The sequence below is a fragment of the Paraburkholderia sp. GAS32 genome (genome assembly GCF_050434225.1).
GTDB classification, from domain to species: Bacteria; Pseudomonadota; Gammaproteobacteria; order Burkholderiales; family Burkholderiaceae; genus Paraburkholderia; species Paraburkholderia madseniana.
On the sequence record NZ_JBNPVS010000019.1, the window covers coordinates 1 to 14,983 of the forward strand.

Here is a 14,983-nt window from a genome sequence, read left to right on the forward strand (position 1 = left end):
CGCCAGTCCATTCCACTGCTCGCGAAACGTATCGATCAGCACGGCAGGCAGGCGCTCCGCGATCCGTTCGAGCACGATCGGTATCTCCTTGTTCAGCTTGTTCCGGCCCTTGCTCATGATCTCTCCATATTCCATCAGCAGTCCACGCAGGTTGTTGATCTGCATCGTGCGAAATTTGATCAGCTGCTGTCGCATACGGTGTAGCGCCAGCATCGCCTGTTGTATCTCGGTCTTCACCGCGACGGGCTTACCGGGTTGCTGCACGGCCATCCAGATTGCCCGGGCGTCCGCCGCATCGTTCTTGTTGCGGATGTTGAACGCCTTCACAAACTTCGCCGGCATCAGCTTTACCTCGTGACCCATGTTCGTCAGTTGCCGGGCCCAGTGGTGCGATCCGCCGCACGCCTCCATGCCGATCAGGCACGGAGCCCGGTTCGCGAAGTACTCGAGAAACTTTGCTCGCTTGATCGGCTTGTTCACGATTTCTCCGGTTTCCGGATCGACGTAGTGGACCTGAAAAACCGACTTTGCAATGTCAATCCCAACTGGCGTAAGCTTCACGACGGATCCTCCGGTTTGCCTGGAAACTTCGTATTTTCCACGTGGGCACATCGATGCCGTTGGCCTGTGAGGATCCACCATCGCTGACATTCACCGGGGGGGACGCGTTCATTTCATTTCCTGTGTGTCGGCATCATCACCGCCGGCTCGTCGTGGATCTTCGCGCAACTGTCGCCGGACATCCGTACACCCTCGAAAAAGACCGATCCTTCGGAGCGGACCTGAGTTTTGCGCCAGGTTGCGGTGGCGTTGCCCCTACCCGCCGCGCCCCGTCGCCGACCCGCAACGGGGCGCGGATCGCACCACCGAAGTGCGAATCATCGCCTGCGCGCACGCGCTTGCGCACAATCGCCGTACTGACAGCGGTAAGCGGGCGCGCACAGAGTGTTTCCGCACGCGCATAGTTCTTGCTCGCGTATCCTGTAAACTCACATTTTGCGCGTGCCCACTCGTGTCGAGCATGAGAAGCGCGCCGCCACTTCCACACGACTGACATGATGAGCATGATCGAACTCGATCCTCCCGGCTTCCAGCCGCCGCGCCCGATGGCCGGCGACGAAGGCTCCCGGCGCACCGTTCTGTACGGCGGCTACACGGTTTTCAGCGTGTTCCAGCCGGTTTTTTCGGTGTCGCACCGGCGTGCGATCGGCTATCACGCTTCGCTGCGCGCACACGACGAACATGCGCTGCAGGTGCCGTCGCACGAGGTTTTCACACAGGCGGCGCGGCGCGGCGACCTGCTGGAACTCGGGCGGCTCGCCGAATCACTGCATCTGGGCAACTTCAACGCATTCGACAGCCACGACGAATGGCTTTTCCTCAGCCTGCACCCGGCGGCGCTGATGGACACCAGTTACGGCGACGCACTGCTCGCCGGCCTCAAGGCGCTGGGCCTGCCGCCGCAACGGGTGGTGCTGGAAGTATCCGAACAGGCCGGCGGTGAAACCACGCGCTTCGCCGACATCATCGACGCGTTGCGCAAGTCCGGCTTCCTGATCGCGCTGGACGGCTTTGGCGCCAAGCATTCGAACATCGACCGCGTGTGGAATCTGCGTCCGGACATCGTCACGCTCGACCGCTGCATTCTCGCGCAAGCGAGCGAACACTCGCATATTGAACGCGTGCTGCCGGGCCTCGTTTCGCTGCTGCACGAATCCGGCCAACTGGTGCTGATGGGCGGCCTGAGCACCGAGCGCGATGCGCTGATCGCACTCGAATGCAACGTCGACTTCGTGCAGGGCGCGTACTTCGCGGGCCCGAGCGTCGAGCCGGTGAAACCGCAAGCGGCGGCCGGCCTGATGGACTCGCTCTCCGCGGCGCTACGCGAACGGGTTGCCGCGCGCGAATGCGCACAGTCCGCACGGCTCGCACCCTATGTCACGGCGCTGGAAACGGCGGCTGCCCAACTCGTGGCCGGGGAATCGGTGACCCAGGCGACCGCGACGCTGCTCACGCTCGGCGAGACGGCACGCTGTTTCGTGCTCGACGGCTCGGGCCGGCAGATCGGCGACAACGTGCTACCGCCGGGGCGCGCTTCGCAACGCGCCAAGCGCTTCCGGCCGTTGCTGCATTCGCAAGGCGCGAGCTGGGAACGCCGGCCGTACTTCATTCAGGCCATGCGCGTGCCCGGGCAGGTGCACCTCACACCGCCCTACCTGTCGATCAACGAAGCGCACCTGTGCGTGACGGCCTCGATCGCCGCGCATACGCCGCACGGCACTCAGGTGCTATGCGTCGACATTAATTGGGAAGTCGCCGCGCATCGTAATTGAGGCAAGGGCGTTCCGCTGGATCCGCGCGAGCAGCTTCATGACGGCCGCGCGGCCCAGCAAGCGGTTGGCTGCCTGCAAACGCGCCGCGCTGGTGACGGCGCGCAACGCGACGATCTTCGTCGACCCGTCTGCCAGACTTTGCGTGGACACGTCGATTACCCCGACAACCTCGCCTTCGAACAGCAACGCAATACACATTGCGCCTTCGACCGACACCACCTCGGCATGGCTCGCCTGATGCGCGAGCGCTGTCACCGTCTCCATCCAGGCCACTGGCGCCAGTTCCTGCGTGCACACCGGCGCGTCGCTGACGACTTCCGGCGCATCGCTAAAGAGCCGTAACAAGCCCGCCCGATCCTGCGCCTCCAGCGCCGTGCGCAAGCGTTCCACGATCCGCGCATGCGCGGCGGGATCCGGCCGCTCCAGCGGCGCGCCCGCACGCTGCAAACGCCCCTTGGCCCGATGGACGATCTGCCGGCAACTGGCCGGCGTTCGGTCGAGAATCTTCGCAATCTCCGCGTAGTCGCAATCGAAAGCTTCGTGCAGCACGAAGGCCGCCCGCTCCTCCGGCTTCAGACGCTCGAGCAGAAGCATCACGCCATACGACATCTCCGCCGCGCGCAAGGCCAGTTCCTCCGCCGATGGTGCCACCTCGTCGAGCCGGGGCTCCGGCAGCCAGCCGGCGGCCTGTGATGCGCGTTCGCGCTGCACGTGACGCAGCCGGTCGATAGCCGCGCGCGTGGTGATCGTGGTGAGCCAGGCGGCCGGTGTCTGCACCTCTTGCGTATCGGCGAGATGCCACTTGAGCCAGACGTCCTGCACCACGTCTTCCGCTTCGGCGCGGCTGCCGAGCATGCGGTACGCCAGCGCGAGCAGGCGGGCACGCACGGCCTCGAAGCTGGATGCCTTGTCGATTCCTTGTTCCGTCATGCGTTGACCTCCAGATCTGCATCCTTTTTACCTTGACGCTCGGGCTCCCGCCGATGTGACAGCCCAACGAAAAAATATTTCTGTCACGTCGCTGCCCTTCTTCTCGTCATAAGGACAACAACCCGCGCAAAGGGTGCGCGGTTGTTCGAATCGGCCACCGCTCCCGGCTACCGGCAACGCGCCACCTGAAACGAGGCAAACATGCATTCCAGCTATCCGTCCGTCACCGGCCTCGGCCTCGTGCCCACCGTGATCGAACAGTCCGGCCGCGGCGAGCGCGCCTACGACATCTATTCGCGCCTGCTGCGCGAGCGCATCGTTTTTCTGGTCGGTCCGGTGAACGAACAGTCGGCCAGTCTGATCGTCGCTCAATTGCTGTTTCTGGAATCAGAGAATCCCGACAAGGATATTTCTTTTTACATCAATTCGCCGGGCGGCTCGGTGTATGACGGCCTCGCCATCTACGACACGATGCAGTTCATCAAGCCGGAGGTGTCGACCTTGTGCACCGGCTTTGCCGCCAGCATGGGCACGTTTTTGCTGACCGCCGGCCAGCGCGGCAAACGGTACGCGCTGCCGAACGCGCGCATCATGATTCACCAGCCGTCGGGCGGCAGCCAGGGCACCGCTGCCGACGTCGAAATCCAGGCGAAAGAGGTGCTCTACCAACGCGAACGTCTCAACGCGATGATGGCCGAGCGCACCGGGCGCAGTATCGAAGAGATCGTCCGCGATACCGACCGCGACAACTTCATGTCTGCCCAAGGCGCGAAGGCGTACGGTCTCGTCGACGAGGTGCTCGAAACACGAGCGGCGCTAAGCAATCCAGGAGATCCGGCTCGTCACCGTGACATGTAGCGCGGCAAGGCCGCACCGCCAGAAACGTCCTCGCCCCCGGGCGGCTTTTTGCCGGCCCTATCGGTGCGCCGGAAGCACAAAAGCTGATCACCTCCGCTGGAATCGCTATCATGGTCGCGATTCGTCGAATTCGACGATCGCTTCAATGGAGATATTCATGGCGTCATCCAACGAAACCGTCAGCATGGCGCTATTCTGCGACTTCGAAAACGTTGCGCTCGGCGTGCGCGACGCGAAGTACGACAAGTTCGACATCAAGCTGGTGCTCGAACGTCTGCTGCTCAAGGGCAGCATTGTCGTGAAGAAAGCGTATTGCGACTGGGACCGCTACAAGAGTTTCAAAGGCGCGATGCACGAGGCCAATTTCGAGTTGATCGAGATTCCGCACGTGCGCCAATCGGGCAAGAATTCCGCCGACATCCGGCTCGTGGTCGACGCGCTCGACCTCTGCTACACGAAATCGCACGTCAATACCTTCGTCATCATCAGTGGCGACTCGGACTTTTCACCGCTGGTGTCGAAGCTGCGCGAGAACAACAAGCAGGTGATCGGAGTCGGCGTGCAGCAATCCACCTCCGATCTGCTGATCGCGAACTGCGACGAGTTCTTCTTTTACGACGACCTCGTGCGCGAGAGTCAGCGCACGGTTGCCAAGCGCGAGTCGTCTCGCCCGCAACAGACCGCGCAGCAGACCGCCAAACGTACGCCCGACGAAGAAAAATCACGCAGCAAGGAAGACCTCGAAAAACGCCGCACCAAAGCGGTCGAGATCGCCGTGCAGACGTTCGACGCGCTCGCGTCCGAACGTGGCGACAGCGGGAAGATCTGGGCATCGGTACTGAAGAACGCGATCAAGCGCCGCAAGCCGGATTTCAACGAGACGTACTACGGCTTTCGCGCATTCGGCAATCTGCTGGAAGAAGCGCATGCGCGCGGGCTGCTCGAATTCGGCCGCGATGAGAAGTCGGGCGCGTACGTTTATCGGGGCGCGGCTGGAAATGCGGGTGCCGAAAACGTGAACGAGCCGGCCGAAGCGGGTGAGTCGGCAGAACAGATTGTTGAAGCACAGGTTGCCGAAACCGTGGTCGCCGAGTCGGGCGGCAAGCACGAGTCGCGGCGCCGAGGCCGCGGCAATCGCAAACCCGGTCGCGGCCAGCAGGAAGCAGTGCAGGAAGAGCGTGCGGCGGTTGAGCACAGCCGCCATGCACAGGCTCAAACTGACACGGCGCACACGCACGCGCCATTGGCCAGTGAAGCCGTTTTCGAACAGCCGGAAGCCACCTGGATAGAACCGGAGGCCTTTGCGGCTGAACCGGTCGCGGTAGCCGAAGAAGAGGCACAGGAAACGAGCGGCACCCAACCTGAGCGCCGCAAGGAACGCGCACCGCGCAAGACAGCCGCGAAGAAAACGAAGAAGGCAACACCGCGAAGGATCGACGAGGTACCGGAAATCGCGGCGCCTGCTGAAGCACCGGTGGCGTCGGTCGCCGAAGAAAAAGCGCCCGTGGCCGCCAAGAAGGCAGCGCGCAAAACCGCCCCACGCAGTCGCCGTCCGCGTAAGACAGCGGCAACGAGTGAGGTGGAATAAGCGTCTCACTTTGCGTGACGTGCACGGATTTCTTCCGGTACGCCCATAGCAATGTGAGTGCCGCCGCGCAAACTCCGCTCCAAACAAAAAGCCCCTGCTCGCAATGAACAGGGGCTTTTCCATTTCCCGTTCGTAACACCTACAGCAAACCAAACACCGCCACCCCATTCGTCGCGCCCACAAACACTTTGCCGCGCGCGATCATCGGCGTGATGAACTTGTTGCCCGCGCCCCATTGATCGCGCGCGCCCGCCTGATTGCTGTTGTACAACTCATGCGCAAGGTTGCCTGCGTCGTACGCATGCAAGGCACCCGTCGTGCCGTTTTCCGCCACCCAGACGATGCCGTTGCCCGAGCCATTGGCCGACACGGCCGGTGTCGCGCCGGGATAGGCAAACGTGGTTGGACTCTTTGACGATGCGGTGGTCGCGAGAAACGCACCGGAGATCGGCAGCGCCTTCAGGTTATCGTTCCAGCCGCCGTAATAGACCACACCGTTGTAATAAGCTGGCGACCCCCAGATGCCGCCCGCGAGTGTGCCGGTCAGCACCTGCCAGTTATTGTTCGCCGTGGGACTGAACTTACCCATCGAGTCGCGATCGACCACATAGATCAGATTGTCCTTGCCCGCCGCCACCGCCAGGTGTTTGACGACGCCGCCCGCGGTCGTCTGATCCGGCAACAGCATCACGCCGCCCGAACCGAAATCGTTGTCGGCATTTGCCTCGGCCACGACGTTATCCATGGCGAAGTAATCGGTGACCTGCAGGTTTCCTAAGGACAGCTTCATCAGCGAGTTGCCGAAGTCGCCGTCGACGGGAAAGCCCTGCGCATTCAGCGTGGTGCCGAACGTGCCGTTGCCGTCGACGACGTAAATCGAGGTGCCGTCCGACGCCATGCCTGAGCCGGCCATCCAGATCGATCCCTGGCTGCCGTTCGGTGCGACGTCGAACACGCTGGTCCGCTGCAACGTGTCGGCGCTATAGGCCATCAACCAGCCGGTGTAAGCACCCGACATGCAGTGCGCGGTCCAGCCCATATAGACGTTGCCGCCGACCAGCGTGAGCGCCGCGCGCACCGCGTGCAGCGACGGATTGAAGGTGATGGTGCCGTTGACGCTCCCCGCGCCGCTGCCGGGGAAGCTCGCCGCAATCTCCGTCGGCCCGCCAAGCACCTCTGCCCCAGTGGTCAGATCAAGCGCATGCAGCCGATGATGGTACGCACCGCTGCCGTCTTTGGTCATCGCCACGGCATACAGCACGCCATTCGCGCCGCGATTGCGGTCGATCACCGGCGTCGACGTAATGCCGATTTCCGGCGTGATGTCCTGGCAACCGCGGTCGTCGCTGGATGTCTCGCCGCTGCCGACCAACGAGACCTTCCACAATTGCGCGAAGGTGGTGGCGTCATACGCGTACACGCTATCGTGTTCGGTGGCGACGTAGACCACGTCGTGAGCGGTGCCGCCAATCGACAGACTCGTGACGAACAGCGGCTGCGCATCGACCTTGCCGTCCGCGGCGAAAAACGCGACTTTGCCGAAGCTCGCTGAATTCACGTTCGCGAGCGTCAGCGTCGTCTCGGCGAGCATCTGGCCCGTGCGGGCGAGATCGTTGTGATGCATCAGCACGTCGGTGGCGAAGGCCGCCGTTCCCATCGACGTGCCACCCGAACCGGTTGAGCCGGTGCCACCACTGCCGGTCGTCGAGCCGCCACCGGTGGTGCCGCTGCCGGCTGCCGAGCCCGTACCCGAAGAGCCACCCGAGCCGCCGCCGCAAGAAAGGAAGCAGCCGGCAACGAATGCAATCGCCAGCCACTCACACACGCGGGACCACACACTCGGATTGAACGTGCCGGTTTGCGGTCGCTGCATGGTCGCCTCGTTGGCACGATGTCCGGCTCACTCCGTACGTCGGGCTGCGTCGAACGGCGGAGTCAGAAACGGCGGATGCCGGCAGGGATGGAGTGGAGTTTGCGGGCTGTGCGGAACCGCCAGACAGGTGGCGTCTCTAGCCCTCCATCCAAACCTACGCCCTTTGCCGGGCGGCTTGCCGCCATCGTTTCGTGTCTTTCCGCCAGACATGACAAAAGCTTTACAGCAACAAGCTTGCCTGCTCACTGGTGCAAACGATTTGTTTCTGCGCAGCGAGGTTTCCGATCGACCTCAGTAATACGGGTAAGGCGCGTACATCACCGGAGGCGGCGCGACATACCTCGGCGGCGGCGCATAGTAGTACGGCTGAGGTGCGTAATAGACCGGCTGCGGCGCATAGTAGGCCGGTTGCGGCGGCTGCGAGATGGTGTTGCCTTTCGAGGTCATGCACTGCGCGTAGGCGGCGTCGTAGCGCGCTTGCAGGCCCGCCGCGGAATACTGCGCGCCATTCGCGCCGTTCGCGCCGCCGATCAGCAACCCGCTGCCCGCGCCGATCGCCGCGCCGGCGCCCGCATTGCCCGCCGCCGCACCGATCAGTGCGCCGACCGCCGCGCCGCCAAGCGTGCCCAGCGCGGCGCTGTTCACGCTGTTCGTGGTCGCCGCCTGGGCAGCCGCGTTCGGGTCCGTCGAGCGGTTCGCGTAGTCGCGGCATGCGTAGTCGTCCTGCTGGAACTGCCCGAGCGGCTCGCCGCTGCGCGGCAGCGCGACCACGCTTGGGCCGCTCGGCGGCAAGACCGCGCAACCGCCGAGCGCGAGCGCAACGACGGCGGCCGGTAGAGCGAGGCTTATCGACTTGGTGCTGGAGATCATGTTCGTGCGCTTCAAAGACATTGGAATTCAAACGTTATGCCAATCTGTATCGTCCTTGGTTACGAGATCGTTACAGATTTTTTTTCGCTTACATTCTCGCCCGCGTCCGCGCGGCACGGTCTCGCCCACCGGCGGAGGGCGCGGTCATCGGCATCGGCATCGGCATCGGCATCGGCAGATGTCCACGGATTCCGATACGACTGGGGCCGCATCGACACAGCCTTGATCGAACGCGCGCAAGGTCTGATGCGCAACGCTGACGAAGCTTGCCGGCAGCAAGGAATATGCAGTAACCGTTAAGTAACAATGGATATGAATGACGAAATATTTGACGCGCAAATGCGACGGCGTAGAAACGTGCAAACTTCATCTGTCGACCGCCGTGCACGAGCCGGCCTTCTGTTGAGGGCGCACGGCGTCGCCAAAATTTGCGACTAAAAAGCAGAAAGCCCTCACGAAGGAGGGCTTTCTGTTTTACTACCGTCTCCAGACTTCATTGCAGCGATCCGCTCAGATCTCCAGTTTCGTTGGATATCCGAACTATCTTGTCACGCTGCAACCGGCAAACTCACGCGAAGTTCTTCGACGCGAATGCCCAGTTGACGATGTTCCAGTACGCTTCAACGAACTTCGGACGCGCATTGCGGTAGTCGATGTAGTACGCGTGTTCCCACACGTCGATCGTCAGCAGTGCCTTCGCGTCCGTGGTCAGCGGCGTAGCCGCGTTGCTCGTCGACACCAGGTCGAGCGAACCGTCAGCCTTCTTCACCAGCCATGCCCAGCCCGAGCCGAACGTGCCGACTGCGGTCTTGGCGAATTCTTCCTTGAACTTCTCGAACGAACCCCACTTGGTGTTGATCGCGTCGGCCAATGCACCGGTCGGTGCACCGCCACCTTGCGGCGACAGGCTGTTCCAGAAGAACGTGTGGTTCCACACCTGAGCAGCGTTGTTAAAGATGCCGCCCGATGCCTTCTTGACGATCTCTTCGAGCGACAGGTTCTCGAACTCCGTGCCCTTGATCAGATTGTTCAGGTTGGTCACATAGGTCTGGTGGTGCTTGCCGTAGTGATACTCAAGCGTCTCTTCCGACATGTTCGGAACGAGTGCGTTTTTTGCAAACGGCAGCGGCGGGAGCGTATGTTCCATGGTGCTTTCCTTGTGTCTGTATCTGTTGTGGGGGAGTCTGCGGATAACGCTTTAGAGCACTCGATTGTAGGCGAGTTGGAATAACCCCGCAAACCAACGGACTTTATGCCCGGCATCGACGAACATGCCGCACACATAGCGTAATTAGTGCATTCGCACGGGGCGTGCCCGACCTTGGCGACGGTCAAAAATGCGCTTTTGCGTGCCGTCGGCGAAGTGTCAGAAACCGTCGGTCAAGCGCGGTTGCACGTCGGCGAGGGCAATGTCCGCCGCGCCTTCGGCGAGATGCACCGTGAGGCGCCGCCCCGGCTTCAGCGACGACGGCGAGCGCACCGCGCGGCCGCTCTGTGCGTCGAGCACGGCAGCATAGCCGCGCTCCAGCGTGCGCTGCGGGCTCAGTACTTCGAGCCGGGCAGCGAGCGTGTCGATACGCGCGGACTGACGTTCATGCTGGCGTAACAATGCTGCGTCCAGACGCTGTGAGAGCATGCCGAGCTTTGCCTGATGCGCGGCGAGATCCGGCCGCCAGCGCTGCCAGCGCATCTGCAGCAGAGAAAACCGCGCTCGGGCGTCACGCACGGGACGCGCGCCCGCCGATGCCAGCCGCACGCTCAATTGCTGCAAATGCGTGCGCTGCCGCGCGAGCCGCTCGGCGGGCGACACGAGCCGGCGTGCGAGCCAGTCGAGTTGTTGGGCGCGCCGCTCCATCATGCGGCCGAAGCCACGAGCGAGCGTCGCATGCCGATGATCGAGCTCGCGCAGCAACAGCACGCGCTGCGGGCTGACGAGTTCGGCGGCACCGGTGGGCGTCGGTGCGCGCACGTCGGCGGCGAAGTCGGCGATCGTGAAATCGGTTTCGTGACCCACGCCGCTCACCACCGGTATCGCGCTTTCGGCGATCGCGCGCGCCAGCACTTCCTCGTTGAACGCCCACAAGTCTTCAATCGAGCCGCCGCCGCGGCACACGATCAGCACGTCGACTTCGCGCCGCGCGCTGGCAGCATCGACCATGGCCGCTACTTTGGCGCTGGCGCCCACGCCCTGCACCGGTGCCGGGTAGACGATCACCGGAATATGTGGGGCGCGGCGCGACAAGGTGGTCAGGACGTCACGCAATGCAGCGGCCTGCAACGACGTCACGATACCGATCGCCCGCGGATGGGCCGGCAAAGCGCGTTTGCGTTCGGCGGCAAAGAGACCCTCGGCTTCGAGCTGCGCCTTCAGCCTGAGAAAGGCTTCGTAAAGACGCCCCTGCCCCGTGCGGCGCACCGCTTCCACATTCAGTTGCAGCTCGCCGCGCGGCTCGTACATCGTCACCAGCGCGCGCACTTCGATGCGATCGCCTTCGCGCGGCGTGAACTCGGCGTATTGCGCGCGACCGCGGAACATCACGCAGCGCATCTGTGCCTGCGCGTCCTTGATCGAGAAATACCAATGGCCGCTCGCGGCACGCGTGAAGTTCGACACTTCCCCGGACACCCAGACGAGCGGAAACGAGCGTTCGAGCATCGTGCCAATGGCACGGTTGAGCGCGGAAACGGGGACGACAACTTCACCGCCGGGCGTAGCCGACGAGGAAAAAGGGCTTTCGGGATTCATGCGAGGAATATCGGTGACTGGCCGGACAGACGATAGACCGAGTGGCCATCGGCGTCCAGCACAGCAGACGAATTGTTAAAAGTGTCCACATGTCGGGAGCCGTTAGACGAATGCCGCCAGATCGCCCGCCAGGTCGCGTGAATTGGAAGCATGTCTTTGATTTATATGGATTTTGCATCTCGTTAAAGAGAACGATTGCCGATACGGAGCGCTCGGCGCGGCCCTCTCAGACCGTTGATGGGCAGGTTCTCCACAAAGTTATCCACAGGCTGTGAGCATCGTTCGGAGCCGTGACTTGCCGTGCGGCGCAAGGCGCGCGACTTGCCGGGCGGGACTTGCGCGCGCTAGAGTGGCGGGTTCGACGGTATGTTGAACGTCCACCACGCTCGCCATGACGGCCCATTGACTGCACACTGCGCGAGCGCAGCGGATGCAGCCGCTGCCTGACCTTTTCGCTTCACTTTTCGACTGTCCGGAGAACCGCGTTGATGCTTGCACCGCGTATTGCGCCTGGCGCTTCCATGCCGCCGTCCCGGCCCCTTTCGCCCGTCCCTGTGGCTTGCCGATGAGCGGACTGAGCGACCGTCTCGAAGCACGCATCGCGCGCGAGTGGCAGCAGCGTGGACCGCTTGCCTGGGCGCTGACGCCCTTCGCGTGCGTGTTTGGCGCGTTTGCCGCCGCGCGCCGCGCCGCTTTCTCGTTCGGCTGGCTAAAATCCGTGCGCATTGGCGTGCCGGTGGTGGTGGTCGGCAACGTGACAGTTGGCGGCACCGGCAAGACGCCGACCGTCATCGCCCTGGTCGAAGCCTTGCGCGCCGCCGGCTTTAAGCCCGGCGTGGTGTCGCGTGGCTATGGCGTGCGCGTCAAAGGACCGACGCCGGTTCTCGCGACGTCGGCGGCAAGCGTTGGCGGCGACGAACCGCTGCTGATTGCGCGCCGCACCGGCGCGCCAGTGTGGGTCTGCCCGGATCGCGTCGCGGCCGCGCAGGCGCTGTGCACCGCGCATCGCGAAGTCGACGTGATCGTCAGCGACGACGGCTTGCAGCACTACCGTCTCGAGCGCGACGCCGAACTGGTGGTCTTCGATCACCGGCTCGGCGGCAATGGTTTTCTGCTGCCGGCCGGTCCGTTGCGCGAGCCGCTGTCGCGCCGCCGCGATGCGACGCTGATCAACGACCCGTACGCCCGCACGCTGCCCGCATGGCCGAATACGTTCGCGCTGCAACTCGCGCCCGCCGACGCCTGGCATCTCGACAACCCCGGTCTGCGCCGCCCACTCGCGCAATTCAGCGGCGAGCGCGTGCTGGCCGCGGCCGGCATCGGAGCGCCGGAGCGTTTTTTCGCGACGCTGCGCGCGGCTGGCCTCTCGCCCGCCACCCGCGCCTTGCCGGATCACTACGCGTTCGAACGCAATCCTTTTGCGGACGTCGACGCGGACGCCATCCTGATAACTGAAAAGGATGCGGTAAAATTAGGGTCCTGGCACGACGCGCGCATCTGGGTTGTCCCTGTCGAAGCCGCGCTCGATCATCGCCTCATTGCATTAGTTGTGGAGAAAGTCCGTGGACGCTCGCCTGCTTGAAATTCTCGTCTGCCCGATCTGCAAGGGCCCGCTCAGCTACGACCGTTCTGCGCAGGAACTGATCTGCAACGCGGACAAACTTGCCTATCCGATCCGCGACGGCATTCCCGTGATGCTGGTCGACGAAGCACGGCAGACCGTGGAAGGCACGCCGGTCGATCTGAATCCGGGTTCTGTGGCCTGAGTCAGCTTTTGCCCGACGCGGGGCGGGTGCGGCGCGAGACCATCCAGCGCGCCGTGCGTGTCTGATCAGCAATTGCCGCATTTGCCGTCTTGTTTGCCGTCTTTCCCATCAGCGCCCGCACTGCACTTGCGAGCGCATTCTTCCGGTTTCATCGCCGCTCGTCCTTCCGATGACCAACGCTAACGCCACCACTCCCCCGTTCATCGCCGTCGTGCCGGCCCGGCTCGCCTCGACGCGTCTGCCCAACAAGCCGCTCGCCGACATCGGCGGCAAGCCGATGGTGGTGCGGGTCGCCGAACGCGCGCGCGAATCCGGCGCGCAGCAGGTGCTGATCGCCTCCGACGCGCAAGCGGTGCTGGATGTGGCCCGCGAGCACGGTTTCGAAGCCGTGCTGACGCGCGCCGATCATCCGTCGGGTACCGACCGTCTCGCGGAAGTAGCGGCGCAGTTCGGTTGGAGCGACGAGACGATCGTGGTAAACGTTCAGGGCGACGAGCCGCTAATCGACCCGGCGCTCGTGTGCGGCGTGGCGTCGCACCTGGCTTCGAGCCATGGTTGCGCGATCGCCACCGCTGCACATCCGATCACCGACCCAGCGGAAATTTTCAATCCGAACGTCGTCAAGGTCGTGCTCGACGCGCGCGACGTCGCGCTGTATTTCTCGCGCGCGCCGATTCCGTGGGCACGCGACGCATATCAGCCGCATTGGCCCGACGTGGCGTCGATGCCCACACCGCCGGCGCCCGCAGTCGTCCACCGGCATATCGGCCTATACGCGTATCGCGCCGGATTCCTGCGCTCGTATCCGGGGCTCGCGATCTCGCCGATCGAGCAGGTCGAAGCGCTCGAACAACTGCGCGCGATGTGGCATGGTGAGCGAATCGCGGTGCTCGTCACGCAGAATGCGCCGCTGCCCGGCGTCGACACGCCCGCCGATCTCGCGCGCGTACAGGCTTTATTCGGGGCTTGAGCGGAAAAACCCATGGCATAATCGGACGGTTGTGCGCGCCTCCCGTTAAACGCGAGAGTCAGGGTTTGCCCCGGTCGCACCGTTGTGGTCTTGCAGCGCCGTCGTGTTCGACGTGCTGCGCGAGACGCGAAACGGCAGCCGATGCGGGTCCCTCGACGAATCGCGGGATGGCTGCCGCGTCACCAAAGAATTCACATAGATCTGGAGATATCACATGCGTTTGATCCTTTTGGGTGCGCCCGGCGCGGGCAAGGGCACTCAGGCAAACTTCATCAAGGAAAAATTCGGCATTCCGCAAATTTCCACCGGTGACATGCTGCGCGCCGCCGTCAAGGCAGGCACGCCGCTCGGCCTTGAAGCCAAGCGTTTCATGGATGCCGGCGAACTGGTCACGGACGAGTTGATCATCAATCTGGTGAAGGAACGCCTGCAGCAGCCGGATTGCGCGAACGGTTATCTGTTCGACGGTTTTCCGCGCACCATTCCGCAAGCTGAAGCCATGAAGCAGGCAGGCGTCGCGATCGACTACGTGCTGGAAATCGACGTGCCGTTCGAAGAGATCATCGTGCGTATGAGCGGCCGCCGCTCGCACGCCGCGTCGGGCCGTACGTACCACGTCAAGTTCAACCCGCCGAAGGTTGAAGGGGTGGACGACGTGACGGGCGAACCGCTGATCCAGCGCGACGACGACAAGGAAGAAACGGTCAAGAAGCGCCTCGACGTGTACGTTGCGCAAACCAAGCCGCTGATCGAGTACTACAACAACTGGGCGCAAAACGGCGACCCGGCGACCTCGCTGACGGCACCGCAATATCGCCGCATTTCGGGCCTCGGCTCGGTCGACGAAATTCGCAACCGCGCGTTCGATGCGTTGAAGTAATCGCACAACTGCGGTTGTCGGTCGAAAAACCCGCCCATTCCGGCGGGTTTTTTTATTGCACGCGGTGTGGCGCGGTGTTCACGCCTCTTAGGTCTCCGTCGTCCGCCATGCCTCGCATTGATTAGCCATCCGTAGCAGTTCAGCGGCACTATCGGTCTTCGACAGAGCC

General features: G+C 63.3%; 13 protein-coding genes. 7 read left to right on the plus strand and 6 right to left on the minus strand.

Annotated elements, in window-relative coordinates:
* Positions 1–561: IS110 family transposase (locus tag P3T25_RS22445; protein WP_429358972.1), on the minus strand; the 561-nt coding region annotated here is incomplete at its 3' end.
* A gap of 497 nt (positions 562–1,058) precedes the next feature.
* On the opposite strand from P3T25_RS22445, the gene P3T25_RS22450 reads away from it, so the two are divergent.
* Positions 1,059–2,333, plus strand: coding sequence for an EAL domain-containing protein (locus P3T25_RS22450; protein ID WP_429359045.1), 1,275 nt, complete (start codon positions 1,059–1,061; stop codon positions 2,331–2,333).
* Here P3T25_RS22450 and P3T25_RS22455 read toward each other — a convergent pair.
* On the minus strand, positions 2,289–3,263 hold the full coding sequence (locus P3T25_RS22455) for a sigma-70 family RNA polymerase sigma factor (RefSeq protein ID WP_429358973.1): 975 nt from the start codon (positions 3,261–3,263) through the stop codon (positions 2,289–2,291). The genes P3T25_RS22450 and P3T25_RS22455 overlap by 45 nt on opposite strands.
* 201 nt (positions 3,264–3,464) lie before the next feature.
* Here P3T25_RS22455 and clpP point away from each other — a divergent pair, with 201 nt between their 5' ends.
* A complete protein-coding gene (gene clpP / locus P3T25_RS22460) occupies positions 3,465–4,121 on the plus strand; it encodes an ATP-dependent Clp endopeptidase proteolytic subunit ClpP (protein WP_154558598.1) in 657 nt (218 codons plus the stop codon).
* Positions 4,122–4,278: 157 nt separating this feature from the next.
* A complete protein-coding gene (locus P3T25_RS22465; RefSeq protein WP_429358974.1) occupies positions 4,279–5,709 on the plus strand; it encodes an NYN domain-containing protein in 1,431 nt (476 codons plus the stop codon).
* A 139-nt stretch (positions 5,710–5,848) separates the two neighbouring features.
* Here P3T25_RS22465 and P3T25_RS22470 read toward each other — a convergent pair whose 3' ends face one another.
* From P3T25_RS22470 to xseA, 4 genes are all read right to left on the minus strand, one after another.
* The gene (locus P3T25_RS22470; protein ID WP_429358975.1) at positions 5,849–7,582 is read right to left on the minus strand and encodes a PQQ-binding-like beta-propeller repeat protein; all 1,734 of its coding nucleotides are present in this window, start codon (positions 7,580–7,582) and stop codon (positions 5,849–5,851) included.
* Positions 7,583–7,873: 291 nt separating this feature from the next.
* Positions 7,874–8,452 carry a glycine zipper family protein gene (locus tag P3T25_RS22475; RefSeq protein WP_171926098.1) on the minus strand — a complete coding sequence of 193 codons (579 nt, stop codon included), beginning with the start codon at positions 8,450–8,452 and terminating at the stop codon, positions 7,874–7,876.
* A gap of 568 nt (positions 8,453–9,020) precedes the next feature.
* Positions 9,021–9,599, minus strand: coding sequence for a superoxide dismutase (locus P3T25_RS22480; protein ID WP_429358976.1), 579 nt, complete (start codon positions 9,597–9,599; stop codon positions 9,021–9,023).
* Between the two features lie 219 nt (positions 9,600–9,818).
* Complete coding sequence (gene xseA / locus P3T25_RS22485; RefSeq protein WP_154558602.1) at positions 9,819–11,198, minus strand: exodeoxyribonuclease VII large subunit; 1,380 nt, start codon at positions 11,196–11,198, stop codon at positions 9,819–9,821.
* 565 nt (positions 11,199–11,763) lie between these two features.
* Between xseA and lpxK the strand changes: the two genes are divergently transcribed.
* The 4 genes from lpxK (at position 11,764) to adk (ending at position 14,814) form a co-directional block, all read left to right on the plus strand.
* A complete protein-coding gene (lpxK, locus tag P3T25_RS22490) occupies positions 11,764–12,780 on the plus strand; it encodes a tetraacyldisaccharide 4'-kinase (RefSeq protein WP_429358977.1) in 1,017 nt (338 codons plus the stop codon).
* Positions 12,761–12,964 carry a Trm112 family protein gene (locus P3T25_RS22495; RefSeq protein ID WP_006050060.1) on the plus strand — a complete coding sequence of 68 codons (204 nt, stop codon included), beginning with the start codon at positions 12,761–12,763 and terminating at the stop codon, positions 12,962–12,964. Before lpxK ends, P3T25_RS22495 begins: the two co-directional genes overlap by 20 nt.
* A 169-nt stretch (positions 12,965–13,133) precedes the next feature.
* Positions 13,134–13,934 carry a 3-deoxy-manno-octulosonate cytidylyltransferase gene (kdsB, locus tag P3T25_RS22500; RefSeq protein ID WP_266261729.1) on the plus strand — a complete coding sequence of 267 codons (801 nt, stop codon included), beginning with the start codon at positions 13,134–13,136 and terminating at the stop codon, positions 13,932–13,934.
* 214 nt (positions 13,935–14,148) lie between these two features.
* Entirely contained in the window at positions 14,149–14,814 is a 666-nt protein-coding gene (gene adk, locus P3T25_RS22505) for an adenylate kinase (protein ID WP_054034304.1), read from the plus strand.
* The last annotated feature ends 169 nt before the right edge of the window (positions 14,815–14,983 follow it).

Excerpts from the sequence above, each read along its gene's own strand:
- P3T25_RS22450 (WP_429359045.1), top strand. The coding sequence starts at position 1,059 with ATGAGCATGATCGAACTCGATCCTCCCGGCTTCCAGCCGCCGCGCCCG.
- P3T25_RS22455 (WP_429358973.1), bottom strand. The coding sequence starts at position 3,263 with ATGACGGAACAAGGAATCGACAAGGCATCCAGCTTCGAGGCCGTGCGT.
- clpP (WP_154558598.1), top strand. The coding sequence starts at position 3,465 with ATGCATTCCAGCTATCCGTCCGTCACCGGCCTCGGCCTCGTGCCCACC.
- P3T25_RS22465 (WP_429358974.1), top strand. The coding sequence starts at position 4,279 with ATGGCGTCATCCAACGAAACCGTCAGCATGGCGCTATTCTGCGACTTC.
- P3T25_RS22470 (WP_429358975.1), bottom strand. The coding sequence starts at position 7,582 with ATGCAGCGACCGCAAACCGGCACGTTCAATCCGAGTGTGTGGTCCCGC.
- P3T25_RS22475 (WP_171926098.1), bottom strand. The coding sequence starts at position 8,452 with ATGATCTCCAGCACCAAGTCGATAAGCCTCGCTCTACCGGCCGCCGTC.
- P3T25_RS22480 (WP_429358976.1), bottom strand. The coding sequence starts at position 9,599 with ATGGAACATACGCTCCCGCCGCTGCCGTTTGCAAAAAACGCACTCGTT.
- xseA (WP_154558602.1), bottom strand. The coding sequence starts at position 11,198 with ATGAATCCCGAAAGCCCTTTTTCCTCGTCGGCTACGCCCGGCGGTGAA.
- lpxK (WP_429358977.1), top strand. The coding sequence starts at position 11,764 with ATGAGCGGACTGAGCGACCGTCTCGAAGCACGCATCGCGCGCGAGTGG.
- kdsB (WP_266261729.1), top strand. The coding sequence starts at position 13,134 with ATGACCAACGCTAACGCCACCACTCCCCCGTTCATCGCCGTCGTGCCG.
- adk (WP_054034304.1), top strand. The coding sequence starts at position 14,149 with ATGCGTTTGATCCTTTTGGGTGCGCCCGGCGCGGGCAAGGGCACTCAG.